This is a genomic window from Pantoea sp. GM01, assembly GCF_000282675.1.
GTDB lineage: Bacteria > Pseudomonadota > Gammaproteobacteria > Enterobacterales > Enterobacteriaceae > Pantoea > Pantoea nemavictus.
This window is the reverse complement of sequence record NZ_AKIU01000085.1, coordinates 19487-38621: the sequence shown is the minus strand read 5'-3', so window position 1 is coordinate 38621 and position 19135 is coordinate 19487. Positions and strand designations below refer to the sequence as shown.

At 57.9% G+C, this 19135-nt stretch carries 13 protein-coding genes; 6 read left to right on the top strand and 7 right to left on the bottom strand.

Going from position 1 to position 19135, the window contains the following annotated elements; all coding sequences use genetic code 11:
- Window positions 1-63: 63 nt before the first annotated feature.
- The 7 genes from PMI17_RS21735 to PMI17_RS21705 form a co-directional block, all read right to left on the bottom strand.
- A complete protein-coding gene (locus tag PMI17_RS21735) occupies window positions 64-1014 on the bottom strand; it encodes a hypothetical protein (RefSeq protein WP_007892870.1) in 951 nt (316 codons plus the stop codon).
- Window positions 1015-1027: 13 nt separating this feature from the next.
- Complete coding sequence (locus tag PMI17_RS21730) at window positions 1028-1804, bottom strand: PP2C family serine/threonine-protein phosphatase (protein WP_007892868.1); 777 nt, start codon at window positions 1802-1804, stop codon at window positions 1028-1030.
- Window positions 1801-2913, bottom strand: a complete 1113-nt coding sequence (tagH, locus tag PMI17_RS21725; protein WP_007892865.1) for a type VI secretion system-associated FHA domain protein TagH — start codon at window positions 2911-2913, stop codon at window positions 1801-1803. Before tagH ends, PMI17_RS21730 begins: the two co-directional genes overlap by 4 nt.
- 33 nt (window positions 2914-2946) lie before the next feature.
- Complete coding sequence (gene tagF / locus PMI17_RS21720; RefSeq protein WP_007892859.1) at window positions 2947-3645, bottom strand: type VI secretion system-associated protein TagF; 699 nt, start codon at window positions 3643-3645, stop codon at window positions 2947-2949.
- Between the two features lie 13 nt (window positions 3646-3658).
- Window positions 3659-5773: a type VI secretion system membrane subunit TssM gene (tssM, locus tag PMI17_RS21715; protein WP_007892857.1), complete on the bottom strand. Its 2115-nt coding sequence runs from the start codon at window positions 5771-5773 to the stop codon at window positions 3659-3661.
- Window positions 5773-6987: a type IVB secretion system protein IcmH/DotU gene (gene icmH / locus PMI17_RS21710; RefSeq protein WP_007892855.1), complete on the bottom strand. Its 1215-nt coding sequence runs from the start codon at window positions 6985-6987 to the stop codon at window positions 5773-5775. The genes tssM and icmH overlap by 1 nt, the downstream gene beginning before the upstream one ends.
- Before the next feature lie 72 nt (window positions 6988-7059).
- Window positions 7060-7554: an SH3 domain-containing protein gene (locus PMI17_RS21705; protein ID WP_180821976.1), complete on the bottom strand. Its 495-nt coding sequence runs from the start codon at window positions 7552-7554 to the stop codon at window positions 7060-7062.
- 484 nt (window positions 7555-8038) lie between these two features.
- Here PMI17_RS21705 and PMI17_RS21700 point away from each other — a divergent pair, with 484 nt between their 5' ends.
- The 6 genes from PMI17_RS21700 to PMI17_RS21675 all read left to right on the top strand — a co-directional run bounded on the left by PMI17_RS21700 (window position 8039) and on the right by PMI17_RS21675 (window position 19135).
- The gene (locus tag PMI17_RS21700; protein ID WP_007892853.1) at window positions 8039-9259 is read left to right on the top strand and encodes a nitrate regulatory protein; all 1221 of its coding nucleotides are present in this window, start codon (window positions 8039-8041) and stop codon (window positions 9257-9259) included.
- 259 nt (window positions 9260-9518) lie between these two features.
- Entirely contained in the window at window positions 9519-10775 is a 1257-nt protein-coding gene (locus PMI17_RS21695) for a CmpA/NrtA family ABC transporter substrate-binding protein (RefSeq protein WP_369751419.1), read from the top strand.
- 11 nt (window positions 10776-10786) lie between these two features.
- Entirely contained in the window at window positions 10787-11659 is an 873-nt protein-coding gene (gene ntrB, locus PMI17_RS21690) for a nitrate ABC transporter permease (RefSeq protein WP_007892849.1), read from the top strand.
- Window positions 11660-11669: 10 nt separating this feature from the next.
- A complete protein-coding gene (locus PMI17_RS21685; protein ID WP_007892847.1) occupies window positions 11670-12458 on the top strand; it encodes an ABC transporter ATP-binding protein in 789 nt (262 codons plus the stop codon).
- Between the two features lie 9 nt (window positions 12459-12467).
- Complete coding sequence (gene nirB, locus PMI17_RS21680; protein ID WP_007892846.1) at window positions 12468-16535, top strand: nitrite reductase large subunit NirB; 4068 nt, start codon at window positions 12468-12470, stop codon at window positions 16533-16535.
- Complete coding sequence (locus PMI17_RS21675; protein ID WP_007892845.1) at window positions 16532-19135, top strand: nitrate reductase; 2604 nt, start codon at window positions 16532-16534, stop codon at window positions 19133-19135. The genes nirB and PMI17_RS21675 overlap by 4 nt, the downstream gene beginning before the upstream one ends.

Genomic DNA, 19135 nt, shown 5'->3' with positions numbered 1-19135 from the left:
GAACTCTCTGAACACGTCCTGAAGCGCCCCGTCATACGGTTGACGGCAGGCAACGACCGCTAATTAATTAATGTTACGCCAGGCACCAATCGCCGGATCGGCGAGATCCGCATGCAGGGTGTCAATCAGTAACACAGTCACTTTTTGCTGTGGCATAAACTGCGGCGACCAAACGCCGCGTAATGTTTCAACCCGCTTCTTCAGAACATCGTTATCCTGGTCAGCGGTTTTGTCCATCTTCACTAATAGCGTGCCGCTAAAGCGCCACACATGTTGTTGGGCATCAAAGGGCAGCACCAGCCAGCTATCATCGGCATCCGGACGCGTAACAATCATGCGCTGGTTATTGACCGAAACCACTTCCAGCGGCGGACCACTCATTTTCAGGTCAGCAATGGGATAGCCCTGATAGAAGTTGAGCGCCACTTTGTGCGCTTTGCCTGCGCTCATCAGCGTCATGTCGCTTGGGCCTTCCAGCCAGCCTTCCGTAGAGCAGTGCTGTTGTGGATTATCCGGAATAAACAGCGATTCGCCTTTATCGTCCCACCAGGTACGGAAGTGGCAGCCGCCGGGCAGCGCAAAATGCTGCAGCGGTGTGCTATCCGCCGGGCGCGACAAATCGAGTGGCGCCGCATTAGTACTGGTGGCGCTGACGGTGGCATCGTTTAACACGATCGGCCGCCAGTTCTGCAGTTTGGCCGCGCTGCCGTTTGCCAGTACGCTGCCCTCTTTGTTGGTCATCTGCCACGGCAGCTCATCCAGTAAACCGCACTGATTTGCCAGCAGCGTACCGACGCGCGGCAGGAAGCTGGTTAAAATGCTGGAGTCGGTGCTTTTGCCGGAAACGATGCGCAGCGGCAGCGTCTCTTTACACCAGTCATTGGGCGCCTTACTGGCCACGTCATCGATATAGACTTCCAATGACAGGCTCGGGGAATACACCACGCGATAATCTTCTGCCTGCGCATTTAAGGCCAGCAACAGGGTTGCGAAGCCCGTCAACCACACTTTCATAAGAATCCTTGGATCAATAACGTGACGGCAGAAAACGTGCCGCATCAGCCTGGGAGTAAAGCAGCGTCGCTTCCTGCGGTTCGCCAATCCAGACTGCCAGAGCGCTGAGATTGTCGCTTTTCACACTGCGGTTAACGGCTTGTTCCATCAAAGTCAGCCACTCTTCGCAGGCATTTACCATGCGCAGTGCCAGTTCCATTTCGTGGGTGGTGAGATTGAGCCAGAATCCGTCGCTGCAGACGAGAAACGCGTCGCCATCGGTGAGTGAAATAACCTCACTAAACGTGGCCGGGCGTGCAGGCTCCACACCGAGCGCATTATAGAGTAAATTACTGTTAATGCCGGTATTTTCATAGCCCGCCTCACGTAACTGCTGGGCCAGACTGTGGTCACGCGTCACCTGATTCAGCACTCCATGACGGAAGTGATAAACCCGGCTATCCCCGGCGTGCGCCCACCATGCGCACTGTTTTTCGCGGTCGACAAACAGCGCGGCGAGGGTGGTGCTCATGCGTGAAAAATTCGGATTTTTTCCCTGTGCCTCAATCAGTACCTGCTGGCAGTGTTCGATGGCGGCGCGCGTGCTTTCCGGGGTAAAGGTCTCGCTGTGCTGTAACTGCGTCAGTAAAGTATCGCGCACCAGCTGAGCGGCGATATCACCGCCAGGCAGACCGGCAACGCCATCACACACCAGAAAACAGGCTTTGTGATCGTCCAGTTCGGCGCCGGTGCGGTCCTGATTTTCGTCGCGCATACCTTGCTGGCAGCGGCTGGCAAACATCATCTTCATGCGTCTTCGGTCCGTGTCTGAGAATCTTTGTACTGATTCACTTCCATATCATAGGCATGCAGGAAGGCTTCGCCGAACAGCGTGTGGAAGTCATCTTCAATTTCACCGGCGGTGCGCTGATAGTGGCGCGAGAAATAATCCCACATTGCCGCTTTGCGACCGCTGCTGAACCCAAGCTTTGGCAACACGCCATCTTTACGCGCCTCCTCTTCAAGGCGCTGCGGGCTAAACGATTGCAACATCGCGGCGATAATGGCGCGGATACCGGCAATCATGCCAAGCTGATGCGCCTGTAAATCCACCAGCGCATCACGCACCGCCGGTTCCGGCGGCATAAAGCCGGGCATCTGGCTTTGATACATCTGCATCAGCACGGTTTTACCCGACGGCAGAATTTTAAACGGGTTATTGGCTTCATTGAGGATCATCGTCATGTCGGCTTTCACGCCGCGCTTCAGAATCGAGCGCGAGGAGAGCAGGGCGACGGTGCCTTGCGAGAACAGACTTAGCATGCGGCCGGTCACGCGCATCTGCTCTTCGGTGATGGTGGTTTGCTGGCCGTTGTTCAGCCCCATGCCTTCCAGCAGCGCGGCGATCAGCTTGTCCTGGCTGGCACCAGGCAACACGTTCGGTAACGTCGGCGCATCGCTTTGCGGGTCGATAGCCAGACGCGGATCGTTGCGGCGCTCAGCGCGGGCGACAGGTTCGGGGATGGCCTCCGGCTGCTGCAACATGCCAAGCGGATCGTCAGTGTTATCGGCAAAAAAAGCCAGCGGATCGCCCCGACTCGCGTTGAGGTTATTAGGATCGCGCACCTCAAGCCCGTACTCACCAATTTGCAGCGTATCACCATCTTGCAACGCCACTTGCGAACCGCGTTGCAGCGCGACGCCATTCAGCACCACCGAGGTGACGCTGCCTTGATTGGTTAAACGGCACTCGCCTTCCGGCGAAAGGTGTACCAGCGCCTGCAGACGCGATATCGCACGCGATTCGTCGGGCAGTACCAGATCGTTATCCTGACTGCGGCCGATGGTGCCGCCGGGCGGTTTGAAATCAACCGTTTTTGCCGGCACATCCGTATTGCACTGCACAATGGTAAATTGCATGAGTCTTCCCGTTAACAAGGCAAACGCTGCGGCCTATTCAAACATCGGTGGATAGAGGCCGTTGCGGCCCGGCTGTGCACCAGACGCCGGGTTAAACAATAACGTAAACAGTTGCGCAGTAAGCGGGCCACTGTGCTTATGCGTGGCATGGCTAAAACCGTCACTGCGATTACTCCACCAGTAGCTGATGTGCTGCTGCGGATCGAACCTGTCGGCCACTTCACGCCAGCTTAGCGTGCAGGGCAAATCCTCAAAACCAATCACGTCCATGATGTCGCTGCGCTGGGTATCCGGCACCATCAGCGGCGACAAATGCTGCATTTGCTGCTCCAGCGCATCGGGGTTGAGCCGATCGCGTACCGCGTGCAGCAGCAGCGCGCCAAGCTCCTGAAACCAGTCGCCGGACATCGCCAGCTGCGCACTGTGCCAGTGGCTCAGTGGAAAACTACGCAGCGCCAGCAGCGGCCAGGCACGGCCCACGCGATCGCTCGAGGGCAGCAGACAGCCCATCTGCACCTGCTGGCGCAGCGGCGAAAGCGGTAACACAAAATTCCATACCGGCGCCTGCAAAAACTGCGCGGTGCTGGCTCCCGGCTGCTGATGCCAGTGCATCAATCCTTGTTGAAACCAGTGGCTCCACGGCGTCACGGTATGTTCGCTCAGACGCTGGCGCAAAAAATCGCCGGTAGCCGGTAACTTGCCGTACCAGCCCGGCGCAGTGTGTGTCGGCATCGTTACCTCACCATTACTCACTGTGTCTGGTCAATCGCTGCGCAGCGGCATGCGGCGCAATCGCCAGCGTATTGCTACTTTCACCGGCATTTTTCAGATTCTCCGCAAGCTTGCGCATCATTAATGCGTTATCGCGTGCATACGGCGAAGATTGAATCTGCTGATCCAGCAGCTGGCTAAGATGCCAGTCGAGCTGCTGCAAATCACGCGCGCTGACATCACTGGGCAGCGTACGCTGCAGGTTTTGCATCAGCCAGCCACGCAGAAACTCGCCGTCATAATTGCGCGGCTGATACAGCATCTGATAGGCACGCAGCGCATTGCGACTGTATTCGTTATCGTTGCCTGGATCGTCACGCAGCAAATTAGTGATCTGCTGAGCCACGCGTGGCAACAGGAGAGACTTAAGCGCATTTTGATAAAGCGCCCACGCCGCATCGCTTACCTGGGTACCACGATACAAACCTACGCGCATGGTAAGCGGTGGATTGTCGAGGGAAAAACGCTCAGACAACGGCAGTTTGACCAGGTTATTTAAGAAGGGTAGCAGATCAAAAATATTATCGGCGGGCTGATGAATCACCTGCTGACTTTGCACGGTGATCGGCGCAATGCGCTCAGCTACCTGATCCAGATAACGCTGATTCTGTACGTAGCTGGTGAGCCACAAACAGGAGAGTAGCAGCAGGGCGCCGGTGAGCACGCCATAGCCAATCCAGTGGAACAGGCGGTTACGGTATTCCCAGTGGCGATTGCTGCCTGCTAAACCGCTTTCGCGAAACACCAGGTCACTCAGCAAATCACGGATAAAGAAACTCTGGCCTTTATTGCCGGGAATCGGGCTGCTGCGATTGACGCTATCCCAGGCTGCCAGGCTGCTTTCACCGGTATGCGGCAGCTGCAATTTGCGGTTCAGCTCACCCATGATGCGGTCAAACGGCAAACCTTCCTGGGTGCCGCTGGTAAAGAACAGACCGCGCGCCGACCAGGCAATTGGCTCCTGATGGCTGGAGAACACCACGTCGAGATACTCATTCAGCAGCGGACGCAGCGAGCTGAACTCCTGCGGGAACAGGAAGCTGTCGGCGCGCTGCGTCAAATCGCGTTCGCTGGCCATCACGTTGGCCAACTGCTGCTGCAAACGCTGCTCTAAGTGCTGATATTGCTGGCTAAAGCTGCGGTGCCAATCATCTTTATGCGGTTTGCCCGGTTCCCACGGAAAGGTAAAGCCCCAGATGGCATCGCGCTGCGGCTTGCTCTGGCTGCCGTAAAAGCTCATAAAACCTTTAAGCAGATCGGTTTTGGTTACCATCACGTAAACCGGGAAATGAATGCCGGTGTGCTGATGCAGTTCCGCCATGCGCTCACGCAGCGCGCTGGCCTGCGCATGGCGCGCCTCCGCCGAATCGGTGAGCAGATCGGAGACGCTGATAGTCATGATCACACCGTTGATTGGCTGGCGAGTGCGATAGCGTTTCAGCAGGTTGATAAAGCTTTGCCATTCAGCGCCGTCGCGCGCGCGCTGACTCTCCTGCAAGGCGTAACGGCCAGCGGTGTCGATCAGCACCGCGCTGTCGGTAAACCACCAGTCGCAATGTCGCGTACCGCCGACGCCGCGGATGGCCGCTTTGCCGAGGCTGTCGGTCAGCGGGAACTCTAATCCGGCGTTGAGCAGCGCCGTGGTTTTACCGGCACCCGGTGCGCCAATCATCACGTACCACGGCAACTGATAAAGGTAGTGACTCTGAAAGCGTGCCAGCCAGCTCTTCTGATGACGACGACCAAATTGCGTGCGCTTGAGGCGCAGTGCTGCTTCGCTGAAGCGCTGCGCCAGCAGCGTTTCGGTAGCCTGACGATCGGATAACTCTTCCTGGCTCATCTGCTGCAAACGATTAAGCAGCTTGCTGTTGAACCAGCCGCGCCACAGCGCCGGAATAAACTGGAACAGCAGCCACAGCAAGAACAGCAGACCCACCACCAGCTGACGCGGCAATACCGGCTCGAGCGGCCGCGTATCGCCCCAGCTCCACAGCGGGCCGAGCATCCACAGCACGCAGCTGAGCGCGGTGACGCCAATCAGGCTCCACAGTAAGCGATGGGTTAAGAGATGTTGCAGTGATGCGCGCATCATTGGCCTCCCTGATGATTGCCGAGGGTTTCCGGTGTCGCAAACAGGGTGATTTCCACCCGGCGATTGCGCGCGCGGTTTTCATTGCTGTCATTCGGCAGCAGCGGATTACTGTCGCCGCGACCTTCCGCTTTCACGCTGTGGCCTTCAGCTAACTGCGGATTAAGCAGCTGCGTCACCGCGCGTGCGCGGGCAAAAGAGAATTCATAGCTTGAGGCGAAACGGCCGTCGACCGGGCTGTTATCGGTGTAGACCGAAACCAGCACCGTGCCTTTGACGGTTTTCATCGCGCTGGCAACGTGGGCCAAAAGCGCGCGACCCACCTGATTCACCACGGTGCCATCACTGGAAAACAGTTTATCAGCGGGAATGATCACTTTGCTGCCGAATGCGCCGTCGCTCACTTCCAGCTGACCGGCGGCAATCACATCATTAAGGCGTTGATGGAGATCGAGCAGCGCCTGCGGCGAAGTAGGGCGACGGCCGGGCGTGATTTGGGGCAAGGGAGTTTGATAGATAGTACGTAACAGCGGTTCGGCCGCGTTGCCCAGTCGCCAGTTCAGCCCGCTATAAATCAGGCTGGCCACCAGGGTCGCTAAGGTCACGCAGGCCCATAGCGGCACCATCGGACGCGTTAAGGTGCTCACCAGCGGATGCACTTCCACCAGCGGTACCGCGGCATTCGCGCTCGACGGGCGGTTTTCAGCAATCAGTTGCGCCAGACGTTTCCGGATGGCTTCGCACTGCACGCGGCCATTCTCACTGCCGCGATAGCGCCCTTCATAGCCGAGCAGCAGGCAATAGTGGATCAGTTCCAGCAGCCAAAGATGCTGCTGTGGACTTTGTGACACGCGCGAAAGCAGCTGGAAAAACTTCTCGCCGCCCCAGCTTTCATTATGAAAAGTCACTAACATGCCGTTACCAGACCACACGCCGCGCGTGCCCCACGGCGTTTGCGCCGCGGCTTCATCCAGCACGCTGCACAGGCAGTAGCGCGCGCCGATGATCATCTCAAACGGCAGCCCCGCTTGTTTACAGCGCTGCTCAAACTGACGGATCTCTTCGATCAGTAACTGACGCAAACCGGCAGGATCGTCATGCGTGGCGGCCTGCCGTATGCGGACGACGGCATTCAGAATCGGTGCTGCGGCATTAAGCAAAAGGTTATCATTGCCCGCGACAATGCCATCGCGAGCAAGGGAATCCTGAGTCATTAAATCTTGGTTATCCAGGCAAGGGCGAAAATCACAGCCATGTCGAGAAGCACTGTGCGCCGGATTGCATTATCAGTCTAAGATCCAGGTCGCGGTATCGTTAGTGCGACAAGCTTTACTGGCGCCCCCAACGGCCACACAGACCTGTTTGCTGTTACGGCGAGGACGTGGACGATCGCTACGGATGGTCGCGTCATAACGGCTGCTCTCCACGCCGGCTTTTGGCGGAATATAGCCGATCAGCTGACCATTCGGTTCATCAGCCACCGCAAGCCAGCTGTGTTCAACCCGACCCAGAACTTCAAACGGTTTGGCGTTATCGAGATAGCGCACCACCTTGCCACCAAAATCAGGCGTGGTCATCACGGAAGCCGCATACAGTGCGCGATAGCTCTCATTAACCGGCGTGAACTCAGCAGGTGCTGCCACCGCATGACGATGGACCAGTTGCACGCCATTCACTTCGCTGGTTACCAGTGTGTCATCAGTAACGGGCGGCGGTGGCGCTTTACAAGCAGCCAGACTTAACACCGCGAGTAAGACAAGCACGAGACTCTTATTCACCATGATCCTCAAATTTCATCAGATTAGCTGCAGAGTAATCTGCGGCACGGGCCGGTTAGGCAGGCAGATTAGGCAGCAAGAAAGCCATCAAAAAAACAGACAGATTACAGAAAGATAGTGCTGAACTAAGTCTACCTAAGACTTTTGAGAATTCAAACCATTGCACCACTCGAAATCCCGTGCTAGCGGGCGAAAAAGCAGCGCAGGCCGATGATATAAAACACATAGTCACGGTGATAGATAAGCTCAGTTAATTTATTCGGTGCGGTAAGCGATACACGTTGGCGTAACGGCTTTTGGTGACTGCTAGTGCCAATCATAAATGGTAAATAAGATTAATCTATTTATGTGAAATAAAAAAGATTGCCCAGGGAAACAATTTTCTTAATTTCGGAATTTCCGCGCCCGATTCTGCCGTTATTTATCCTGGTACGGCACGGGTTTTGCTTAATTAACTGCTTTAACCGGTAATGGGCAGGAGATAGCAATGAATCGGGCTTTAGAGTACCTGCGTGCCAGTCGCGCCAGTGAAATTGCCAGCTTGCAACGTTTGCTGCGTACCGGTGAGCAAATCACCGCCATCAGCGAGCTTATTCACGTGCTGCAGCGTGAGCGAGGTGCCAGCAATATCTGGCTTTGCTCGGCAGGCCGGCTGTTTGGTGCGGAGCTCAAGCAGCGTGCGGCGGAGGTAGAGCAGCGCGAGCGAAGTGCGATGGCGGTACTGCCGGAGGCAGAGGCACAGCCCGGCTATAGCCGTTTTTGCATGTTGATCGCCACTGCGCTGCAGGCGCTAGACGGCTTAACGGCGCTACGTCAGCAGGTGCACAACCGCAGCGTAACGCAAGCCCAGGCGATGGACGCCTTTAATCACATTATCTGCACTCTGCTTAATCTGGTGTTTGAAGCGGCGGACACCGCCAGCGAGCCGGATATCTCACGTGCGCTCATCGCGCTATTCAGCTTTATGCAGGGTAAAGAGCTAGCGGGACAAGAACGCGCCACCGGTTCTGCAGGATTTGCTGCGGGTGAATTTAGCGAGGCACAGCGGCAGTGCATTCAGGCGTTGATTGATGCCCAGGAACAGAGTTTTGCCACTTTCAGTCAGTTTGCTGATGCCGAGAACCTGCAGCGCTGGCGCGTGATAGCCGATGCAGGCAGCCAGATTGAGCGGTTGCGACGCATCGCTTGTACCGGTGCGCAGTGTGGCGAAAATGGCGTACTGCTGTGGTTTACGCTGCTTAGCACGCGGCTTGATCAGATGAAGCAGATCGAAGATACGCTGTGTGCCACCTTGATGCGCAGCTGCCAGCGCGCGATTGCTGCCGCGCAACAGGCAGACCATCCGGCTCTCGCACCGACGGAAGATGCCAGTTTCTCGTTATATGTCGCTGGGGCCAGCTGGCTCTCCGGCAGCGAAACCACACTCGACAGCAATGGCCTTGCGCCACAACTGGGTCGATCGGTGTTAACCCTGATCCGCGAACAGGCACACCGCTTACAGGTGCAGGCCGATGAGCTGGCCATGATGCGCACCTCACTGGATGAACGTAAGATCATCGATCAAGCCAAAAGCTGGCTAATGCAGCAGCATCATTTCAGCGAGCAGGATGCGTGGCAAGCGCTGCGTAAAAGCGCCATGAATCAGAACAAACGCGTGCTGGAAATTGCCCAGGCAGTGCTGGCGGTTGCTGCGACGTTGAAGGCATAACCCGAACGAGGTAGCTGCACAAACCCTGTGCGTAGGGTGCGTCAGCACAGTGCAAATCCGGCGCTCAACGCGCAGTTTATTGCCTCTGCGCCTAATAAATCATTGAAAAATTTTTTGGCACAGGCTTTGCAGTACCCTACAGACATTGCGCATTTGTTTTGCCAACGGCGGTGAAGCGAGTGCTTTGGATAAAGGCGTCCGGCCCCCTGTTTTATAGGTGGAAGGACGCCTTTTTTTATTCCTTTTTTTCAGGATGCGCATGATGAGCAAAACGCGGTTTACGGTGTCACGGCGTCAGTTTCTGGTAGGAAGTGCAGTGGTTGGCGGGAGTTATTTACTGCCGGGTTTACGCAATGCGGTGTGGGCCGCCGGTTCCGATGCGCCTGAAAAAAGCAGTGTTCGCATCGGGTTTATTCCGCTCACAGATTGCGCACCGGTGGTGATGGCGGCTGTAAAAGGTTTCGATAAAAAATATGGTCTGACGCTGCAACCGAGTAAGGAGGCCAGCTGGGCGGCGGTACGTGACAAACTTACTGCGGGCGAGCTGGATGCAGCACACGCGCTGTATGGCATGATTTATGGCCTGCAGTTGGGCATCGCCGGGCCGCAGCATGATATGGCCAATCTGATGACGCTCAACAACAACGGCCAAGCCATCACGCTGGCTAATCAGCTGAAAGATCAGAAAGTCACCGATGCAGGCAGTCTGCAAAAGCTGATCGCCAGCCAGGCGAAAGGGACGTTCACCTTTGCGCATACTTTTCCCACCAGCACCCACGCTATGTGGCTCTACTACTGGCTGGCCAACGCCGGTATCGATCCCTTTGAGGATGTCCGCACCGTGGTAGTCCCGCCGCCGCAAATGGTGATGAACATGAAGATGGGCAACATGAGCGGCTTCTGCGTTGGTGAGCCGTGGAATCAACGTGCCATCAGCGACAACATCGGCTTTACCGCGACCACCACTCAGCAAATCTGGCCGGATCATCCAGAAAAAATTCTCGCCACACGCGCGGCATGGGTGCAACAGAACCCGAACACCGCGCGTGCGCTAACCGCCGCCGTGCTGGAAGCCGCACGCTGGATCGACGCTTCTGACGATAACCGCAAAGAGACCGCGCAGGTTCTCGCTGGCCGCGCGTGGATCAATACCAAAGTGGAAACGTTGGAGGGCCGCATGCTGGGTCACTATGAAAACGGCCTCGGTCAGCGCTGGCAGGACGCGCACGGCATGCGCTTCTTCCACGACGGCGAAGTGAGTTTCCCGTGGATTTCCGACGGTATGTGGTTCCTGACGCAGATGAAGCGCTGGGGGATGGTGAAAGCCGAGCCAGATTATGCCGCAGTGGCGCGTCAGATTAACCGCATCGTTATCTACAAACAGGCTGCCAGCGCGGTGGGCGGCATCGCCGTGCCAGGCAGCGACATGCGCAGCAGTACGCTGTTCGACGGCAAAGTGTGGGACGGCAGCGATCCCGCAGCCTATGCCGACAGTTTTGCCATTAAACGCAGTTAAGCGAGGTCATGATGAAATCAGAAGCACGCACGCTCCACTCTGCGCCAATTACCGCGCAACCTGCACAGGTGATTGCGCTCAAGGTGGCACCCGCACCGCGTCGGCGTCAACGTCGGTTACGTCCACTGCTGCAACGGCTGATCCCCGCCAGCTTCGGCATCATTCTGCTGCTGTTTGTCTGGCAACTGGCATCAATGTCGAGCAAAGGCTTTCCCACGCCGTATGCCACCTGGCAGGCTGCCGTCACGCTGTTTGCCGATCCGTTCTACAACAACGGCCCCAACGATCAGGGCATTGGCTGGAACGTGGTGGCGTCGTTGCAACGTGTGGCGATTGGCTTTGCCCTGGCAGCGCTGGTGGGCATTCCCGCAGGCTTCCTGATTGGCCGCTTCAGTTTTGTCGCGCACATGTTCAATCCGATCATTGCGCTGCTGCGTCCGGTCAGTCCGCTTGCCTGGTTGCCGATTGGCCTGTTGCTGTTTCAACGTGCCGAACCGGCCTCAAGCTGGACCATCTTCATCTGCTCAATCTGGCCGATGGTGATCAATACCGCCGAAGGGGTGCAGCGTATTCCGCAAGATTACCTCAACGTTGCGCGCGTGCTACGACTCAATGAGTGGACGGTGATGCGCCGCATTCTGTTCCCGGCGGTGCTGCCTGCGGTATTAACCGGCATGCGTTTGTCGATGGGCATCGCATGGCTGGTGATCGTTGCCGCTGAAATGCTGACCGGTGGCCTCGGCATCGGTTTCTGGATCTGGAACGAGTGGAACAACCTCAACGTAGAAAACATCCTGATCGCCATCGTGGTGATTGGTGTCGTCGGGCTGCTACTTGAGCAAGCGCTGATGCTGCTGGCGCGCCGTTTTAGCTGGGATAAATAAGGAAACCCTAATGAATCCAATCATTCGCTTACAGCAGGTTAGCCAGCGCTTTACTACCGGCGGCGGCGAGTTCCTCGCTCTCGATAATGTCAGTTTTGATATCCATGAAGGGGAAACGCTCAGCCTGATTGGTCACTCCGGCTGTGGCAAATCCACGCTATTGAACCTGGTCGCCGGGTTGACGCAGCCGAGCAGCGGCGTGCTGCTGTGTGAAAACCGTGAGATTAGCGGTCCTGGTCCAGAGCGCGCCGTGGTGTTTCAAAACCATTCGCTGCTGCCGTGGCTCACGGCGTATCAAAACGTTGAGCTGGCGGTGCAGCAAGTGTTCAAAGGCCAGATGAACAAAGGCGAGATGCGTGAGTGGATAGAGCACAACCTCAACCGGGTGCAGATGGGGCATGCGATGCATAAGCGTCCATCGGAGATCTCCGGCGGCATGAAGCAACGCGTCGGCATTGCGCGAGCGCTGGCGATGAAGCCGCGCGTGCTGCTGCTGGATGAGCCGTTCGGCGCGCTGGATGCGTTAACGCGAGCCCATTTGCAGGACAGCGTGATGCGCATCCAGCAGGAGCTCAACACCACCATTGTGCTAATCACACACGATGTGGATGAAGCGGTGCTGCTGTCCGATCGCGTGTTAATGATGACCAACGGACCCGCCGCACAGGTTGGTGACATTCTCAACATCGATTTGCCGCGTCCGCGTTCACGTGTGGCGATGGCCGATGATCCGCGCTATCACCAACTGCGCCAGCAAATTCTGCACTTCCTGTATGAAAAGCAAACGGCAGTGGCATAAGGAGCAAAGATGGCGCAGCGACTGGTAGTGATTGGTAACGGCATGGCAGCAATGCGCATGGTAGAGGAACTGCAACAATGTTCTGCAGTTCGTTACACTGTCACGGTCATCGGCCGTGAGCCGCACGGTAATTACAACCGCGTCATGTTATCGCCGGTGTTGGCGGGTGAAAAAGCCTTTACTGACACGCTGATTCACTCACCCGAATGGTACGCCGCACACCAAGTGCAGCTGCTGATGGGGGAAGAGGCGCTGGAGGTGGATATTGATGCCCGCACGGTGCTGACCGATCGGCGCACGCTGCACTGGGACAAGCTGGTGTTCGCCTGCGGTTCGCAGCCGCGCATGCCGGATCTGCCGGGCATTGATCGCCCACAGGTGCAGGGTTTCCGCACCGTGCGTGACGTGAATATTATGCTGGCGAAGCGTGGCCCCGTTGTCGTGGTGGGTGGCGGATTTATCGGCGTGGAGGCGGCGGCGGCACTGCGCCAGCGTGGGCGCGACGTCACGCTGTTACATCATCGTCCGTGGCTGCTTGATCGCCAGCTGGATGCCCAGGCGGGTGCGCTACTTCAGCAGCATCTAACTCAGCGCGGCATTGCATGTCGGTTGAGCACGTCATTGCAATCAATTGAGGCTGATAGCGTCACGCTCAGCAATGGCGCAGTCATCGCGGCAGAACAGGTGGTGATCGCTATCGGTGTGGTGCCCGAGGTGGCGCTGGCACAGGCGGCGGGCGTGCCATGCCAGCGCGGTATTCTCGTCAACCGTCAACTGCAAAGCGCAGTGCCAGATGTTTATGCCCTCGGTGAGTGCTGCGAAATCAACGGTGAAACCTTCGGCTTGAACGCTCCCTGCCTGGCGCAGGCAGCGGTTCTGGCGGCGCAACTCGCCGGCGAACCGCTGGCTGATTTTCATTATCAGGAGCACGGTACGCGGCTTAAAGTTAGCGGCATTGAGATGTTCAGTGCAGGTGACATCAGTGAAGGCCCATCCCTCATCAGTTTTGATCCTGTTCATCAGCACTATCGCCGCCTGTTTTTGCGCGATGGCATATTGCGCGGCGTGCTGCTGTTTGGCGACAGCCAGGCGGCTGGCGCGCTGTTGCCCCCCCTTCAACAGGCCGCCCGCGTGGGAATCAACGCGCTGTTCGGCCTTGACGACAACACAACGCAGCCGAGCGCTGCAGGAAGCCCGATGATGAGCAAACCTCTTCTCGCCGTGATTGGTCACGGCATGGTCAGCCACCATTTTCTCGAGCAGCTGGTCAGTCGCGAACTGCATCAGCACTATCACATTGTGGTCTACGGCGATGAGCCACAGATGGCTTACGATCGTGTGCATCTTACCGACTACTTCAATGGCAAAAGCGCCGAAGACCTGTCGCTGGTGAGTAATAACTTCTTTCAGCAATACGGCATCGAACTGCGCTGCGGCTGTGAAGTGGTGGCGATTGATACCGATAAGCGCAGCCTACGTGATGCCAGCGGCGCGGAACTGGCATGGGATAAGCTGGTGCTGGCAACCGGCTCGGTACCGTTTGTACCGCCGGTGCCTGGCCACGATGATGCGCATTGCTTTGTTTACCGCACATTGGCCGATCTGGACGCCATTGCCGATTGTGCCAAACAAGCTACGCGCGGCGTAGTGATCGGCGGCGGGCTGCTCGGTCTGGAGGCCGCCAATGCGCTGAAGCAGCTGGGACTGGAGACGCATGTGGTGGAGTTCGCGCCACGTCTGATGGCGGTCCAGTTGGATGAGGGTGGGGCGCAGATGCTGCGCGGCAAGATCAGTGCGCTCGGCGTGCAGGTGCACACCAGCAAGCAAACAGAAGCGATCGTGCGTTTACCCGAGGGTAGCTTGCAGCTGCGCTTTGCCGACGGCAGCCTGCTCGAAACCGATCTGCTGGTGTTTTCCGCCGGTATCCGTCCGCGTGATGCGCTAGCACGGGCGGCAGGCATCCAGTTGGGCGAACGTGGCGGCATCATGATCGATGACGCTTGTGCCACCAGCGCCGCAGAGGTGTACGCAATTGGCGAGTGCGCACTGTGGCAAGGACAGATTTTTGGTCTGGTTGCCCCGGGCTATCAAATGGCGCGCGTGCTGGCGGCGCAGCTGGCACAGGAACACCTGGCATTCAGCGGCGCCGATATGAGCACCAAGCTCAAGCTGCTCGGCGTAGAAGTGGCGTCGTTTGGCGATGCACATGGCCGCACCGCCGACAGCCAAAGCTATCAGTGGATCGACAATCCCAAAGGCATTTACAAAAAACTGGTGGTGTGCAAAGAGGGTAAAACCCTGCTTGGCGGCGTGCTGGTGGGCGACAGCAGTGATTATGCGAGCCTGCTGCAGATGATGCTCAATCAGCTACCGCTACCGGAAGCGCCCGAAAGCCTGATTCTGCCACAGCTGGCTGGCGCGCCAGCGAAAGCGCCTGGCGTGGCGGCATTGCCCGCTAGCGCACAAATCTGTTCATGCCATAACGTCAGCAAGGCGGACATTTGCAGCGCGGTGCAGAGCGGCTGTGGCGATATGGCGGCGATAAAAAACTGCACGAAAGCCGCCACTGGCTGCGGCGGTTGTACGGCATTGGTCAAACAGGTGATGGAGTTCCAGCTCGCCAGTCAGGGCGTGGAAGTGAAGAAGGATATCTGTGAGCACTTTGCCTGGTCACGCCAGGAGCTGTATCACTTGATTCGCGTTGGTAACATCACCCGCTTTGAACAGCTGTTACAGCTCCACGGACGCGGTTACGGCTGTGAAGTGTGCAAGCCGCTGGTGGGTTCGCTGCTGGCGTCGTGCTGGAATGACTATCTGCTTAAACCGCAACATCTGCCGCTGCAGGACACCAACGATCGCTACTTTGCCAATATTCAGAAAGACGGCACCTATTCGGTGGTACCGCGCGTGCCGGCCGGTGAGATCACGCCGCAGGGGTTGATGGCAATTGGCGAAGTGGCAGCTCGCTACGATCTCTACACCAAAATCACCGGCGGTCAGCGCATCGACCTGTTCGGTGCGCGCCTCGATCAGCTGCCGGATATCTGGGAGCGGCTGATTGCGGCGGGCTTCGAAACCGGTCACGCCTACGGCAAATCGCTGCGCACGGTAAAATCCTGCGTTGGATCCACTTGGTGTCGTTATGGCGTGCAGGACTCCACCGCCTTCGCCATTGCGTTGGAGAATCGCTACAAAGGGCTGCGCGCACCCCACAAAATTAAAATGGCGGTCTCTGGCTGCACGCGTGAGTGTGCTGAAGCGCAAAGCAAAGACATTGGCGTAATTGCCACCGATAAGGGCTGGAACCTTTATGTCTGCGGTAACGGCGGCATGAAGCCGCGCCATGCCGATCTGTTCGCCAGCGATCTCGATGATGAAACCTTACTGCGCTATGTCGATCGCATTCTGATGTTCTACGTGCGTACCGCCGATCGTCTGCAACGCACCAGCGTGTGGATGGATAACATGGAAGGCGGGCTGGCTTATCTGCGTCAGGTGGTGATCGATGATTCACTCGGCATTGCCGCGCTGCTGGAACAGGAGATGCAGCTGGTGGTGGATCGTTATCAATGCGAATGGCACAGCACGCTGCAGGATCCTTCGCGTCGTGCGCTGTTTACCGCCACCATCAACAGCCAGCAGCCTGACGAAACCCTCAACTATGTGCAGGTACGCGGCCAGCGTCAGCCTGCGGCGCTGGAGATCATCCCAGCCACCACCTTGCCCGCTGAACCCTGGAGCGCAATTTGTGATGCCGATGCCATTCCACCTTCTGCCGGGATTGGCGCACGCCTCGGCGGTCAGCGCGTGGCCTTGTTCCGCTTCGGCGACGCAATTTATGCGCTGGAAGATATTGAACCCGGCACCTCAGCCAGCGTGCTGTCACGCGGTATTCTCGGCGATGTAGCGGGTGAGCCAGTGGTGATTTCACCGCTCTATAAACAGCGTGTGCGGCTACGCGACGGGCAAAGTCTCGATAACGCTGAGCATCAGCTGCGCTGCTGGCCGGTGCGCGTGGAGGGCGGCAAAGTGTGGCTCGGTCATCAGCCGATTCTCACGCTGGCGGCGGCATCATGAAAACCACCTGTCCGTACTGCGGCGTAGGCTGCGGCGTGGAGGTGAACGCGTTGGATGCGCCGGTCAGTGGCGATCGCCAGCATCCGGCTAATTTGGGTCGGCTGTGTGTGAAAGGTTCGACGTTAGGCGACACACTGACGCACGAGGGGCGTTTGCTGTGGCCGCAGATTAACGGTCAGCGTGTCAGCATGGATGCTGCGCTGGATCATGTGGCAAGCGAATTTCGTCGTATTATCGATCGACATGGCCCGGAGGCGGTGGCCTTTTACGGCTCGGGGCAGCTGTTAACGGAGGATTATTACACCGCCAATAAGCTGATGAAGGGCTTTATTGGTGCAGCCAATATCGATACCAATTCGCGTTTATGTATGGCCTCAGCGGTAATCGGTTACAAGCGTGCCTTTGGCGCCGACGCCGTGCCGTGCTGCTATGACGATTTCGAACAGGCAGATCTGGTGGTACTGGTGGGATCTAACGCAGCGTGGGCGCATCCGGTGGCGTGGCAGCGCCTGGTGCAGGCTAAAGCCAATCGCCCGGAGATGCAGCTGATCGTGATCGATCCACGTCGCACCGCCAGTTGTGACATTGCCGACCTGCATTTGGCGCTGCAGCCGGGGTCGGATAGTGCACTGTTTGCCGGTCTGCTGAACTGGCTGGTACATCATGACGGCGTGGATGCCAGCATGTTGCCGCATCTGACGAATGTGGAAAGCACCTTAGCCGCCTGTGAAGCGTGGGATGTGGTGGCGGTAGCACAGGCTTGCCAGCTGAACGAGCGCGACATCCTCGCTTTTTGGCAGCAGTTTAATGCGCAGTCGCGGGTGCTGACGTTGTGGTGCATGGGCATCAATCAATCGCAAACCGGTAGCGATAACAATAACGCCATCCTCAATGCCCATCTGCTCACCGGCAAGATCGGCCGTGCCGGCTGCGGCCCGTTTTCGCTGACCGGACAGCCGAACGCCATGGGCGGACGTGAAGTGGGCGGTTTAGCCAATCAGCTGGCGGCGCATATGGGTTTTAGTGCGCAAGAGGTTGATAGGCTAGCGCGTTTCTGGGGTAGCGAACGCATTGCGTGCCAGCCCGGACTGACGGCGCTAAATCTGTTTAACGCCATTGAACGGGGTGACGTGAAAGCCGTGTGGATTATGGGCACCAATCCGGCGGTTTCTATGCCGGAAGGCAATCGCGTGGCCCAGGCGCTGGCGAACTGCGAGTTGGTGGTGGTATCGGAAGTCAGTGCACAAAGCGATACCGCGCGGTTTGCCGACGTGCTGTTACCGGCCCAGGCGTGGGGTGAGAAAAATGGCACGGTGACCAACTCCGAACGGCGTATTTCTCGTCAGCGCAGTTTTATCGCGCCTGCAGGCGAAGCAAAGGCTGATTGGTGGCTGCTGGCACAGGTGGCGCAGCGCCTCGGTTTTGCTGCGGCGTTTGCCTGGCAGCATCCGAGCGAGATTTTTGCCGAACACGCCGCGCTTTCGGGCTTTGAGAATCAGGGTACGCGCGCATTTGATATCAGTGCATTAGCGCCAATTACGCGCGAGCAGTATGACCAACTTGAGCCAGTGCAGTGGCCAATCAATGGCAATGCCCCCAGCGGCACTGCGCGACTGTTTGCCGAGCGCCACTTTTTTCATGCCGACGGTAAAGCACGTCTACTGCCACCGGCAATGCCCGTCAAAAACCTCACCAATCAGCACTATCCGTTGTTGATGAACACCGGTCGCATCCGCGATCAGTGGCACACCATGACGCGTACCGGCAACGTGCCGCGTCTGATGCAGCATTTCGATGAGCCGTTTGTGGCCCTGCATCCACTCGATGCGGCGGCACACGGTTTGAGTCATGGCGACGTCACGCGCGTGCAGTCGGCGCTAGGGTGGTGGAGTGGGCGCGTGACCATCGATAACGGACTCAGGCGCGGGCAGCTCTTTGTGCCGATGCACTGGACTCGACAGTTCAGCGGCCAGGCTAATGTCGACGGATTAGTGGCGGCCAGCTGCTGCCCTGATTCGGGTCAACCGGCATTAAAACAGACCGCGGTGCGTTTACAGCCGCTACGTCCTCAATGGCAAGGTTGGCTCTGGCTGCCGCACATCATCACGCCGCCGCAGCTGCTCTATTGGTCGCGTGCGCCGCAGTCCGCGGTGCAGCGCTATGTCCTGGCGGGCTGCACAAATGCCGGCGAATGGCTGATGCAGCTGCCGGGTTTGTCACAGCTGCAATGGCAGCAGGCGCAGGCGGGGCAGCAGCTGCATGTGCTGGGCTGGCGTGAAGGCGAGCTGGCGTGCGCATTCTATGTCGCGCCGTGGTTGCCGGAGATCGACCATCAATTTGTCGCGCAGGCCTTCAGCCATGCGCCGGATTCGCCGCAGCAGCGGCATGCGCTTTTGGGTGGACGGCCCGCTCAGGGCACTCGCCAAGGGCGCACACTCTGTAGCTGCTTTGGCGTGGGGGAAGTGGCGATCCGCCAGGCAATCGCACAGGGCTGCGACTCTCCGGCAGCGCTCGGGGCGGCGCTGAAGTGCGGCACTAACTGTGGCTCCTGCCTTCCGGAGCTGAAACAACTGATCTCATCCCTGCGCGTGGCGCAGTAA

What these genes read in the sequence shown, in the direction of transcription:
- tssM (WP_007892857.1), bottom strand. Translation starts at nt 5,773, where the DNA reads ATGCGCGCATCACTGCAACATCTCTTAACCCATCGCTTACTGTGGAGC.
- ntrB (WP_007892849.1), top strand. Translation starts at nt 10,787, where the DNA reads ATGAAATCAGAAGCACGCACGCTCCACTCTGCGCCAATTACCGCGCAA.
- PMI17_RS21700 (WP_007892853.1), top strand. Translation starts at nt 8,039, where the DNA reads ATGAATCGGGCTTTAGAGTACCTGCGTGCCAGTCGCGCCAGTGAAATT.
- PMI17_RS21735 (WP_007892870.1), bottom strand. Translation starts at nt 1,014, where the DNA reads ATGAAAGTGTGGTTGACGGGCTTCGCAACCCTGTTGCTGGCCTTAAAT.
- tagF (WP_007892859.1), bottom strand. Translation starts at nt 3,645, where the DNA reads ATGCCGACACACACTGCGCCGGGCTGGTACGGCAAGTTACCGGCTACC.
- PMI17_RS21730 (WP_007892868.1), bottom strand. Translation starts at nt 1,804, where the DNA reads ATGAAGATGATGTTTGCCAGCCGCTGCCAGCAAGGTATGCGCGACGAA.
- PMI17_RS21685 (WP_007892847.1), top strand. Translation starts at nt 11,670, where the DNA reads ATGAATCCAATCATTCGCTTACAGCAGGTTAGCCAGCGCTTTACTACC.
- tagH (WP_007892865.1), bottom strand. Translation starts at nt 2,913, where the DNA reads ATGCAATTTACCATTGTGCAGTGCAATACGGATGTGCCGGCAAAAACG.
- icmH (WP_007892855.1), bottom strand. Translation starts at nt 6,987, where the DNA reads ATGACTCAGGATTCCCTTGCTCGCGATGGCATTGTCGCGGGCAATGAT.
- PMI17_RS21705 (WP_180821976.1), bottom strand. Translation starts at nt 7,554, where the DNA reads ATGGTGAATAAGAGTCTCGTGCTTGTCTTACTCGCGGTGTTAAGTCTG.
- nirB (WP_007892846.1), top strand. Translation starts at nt 12,468, where the DNA reads ATGGCGCAGCGACTGGTAGTGATTGGTAACGGCATGGCAGCAATGCGC.
- PMI17_RS21695 (WP_369751419.1), top strand. Translation starts at nt 9,519, where the DNA reads ATGATGAGCAAAACGCGGTTTACGGTGTCACGGCGTCAGTTTCTGGTA.
- PMI17_RS21675 (WP_007892845.1), top strand. Translation starts at nt 16,532, where the DNA reads ATGAAAACCACCTGTCCGTACTGCGGCGTAGGCTGCGGCGTGGAGGTG.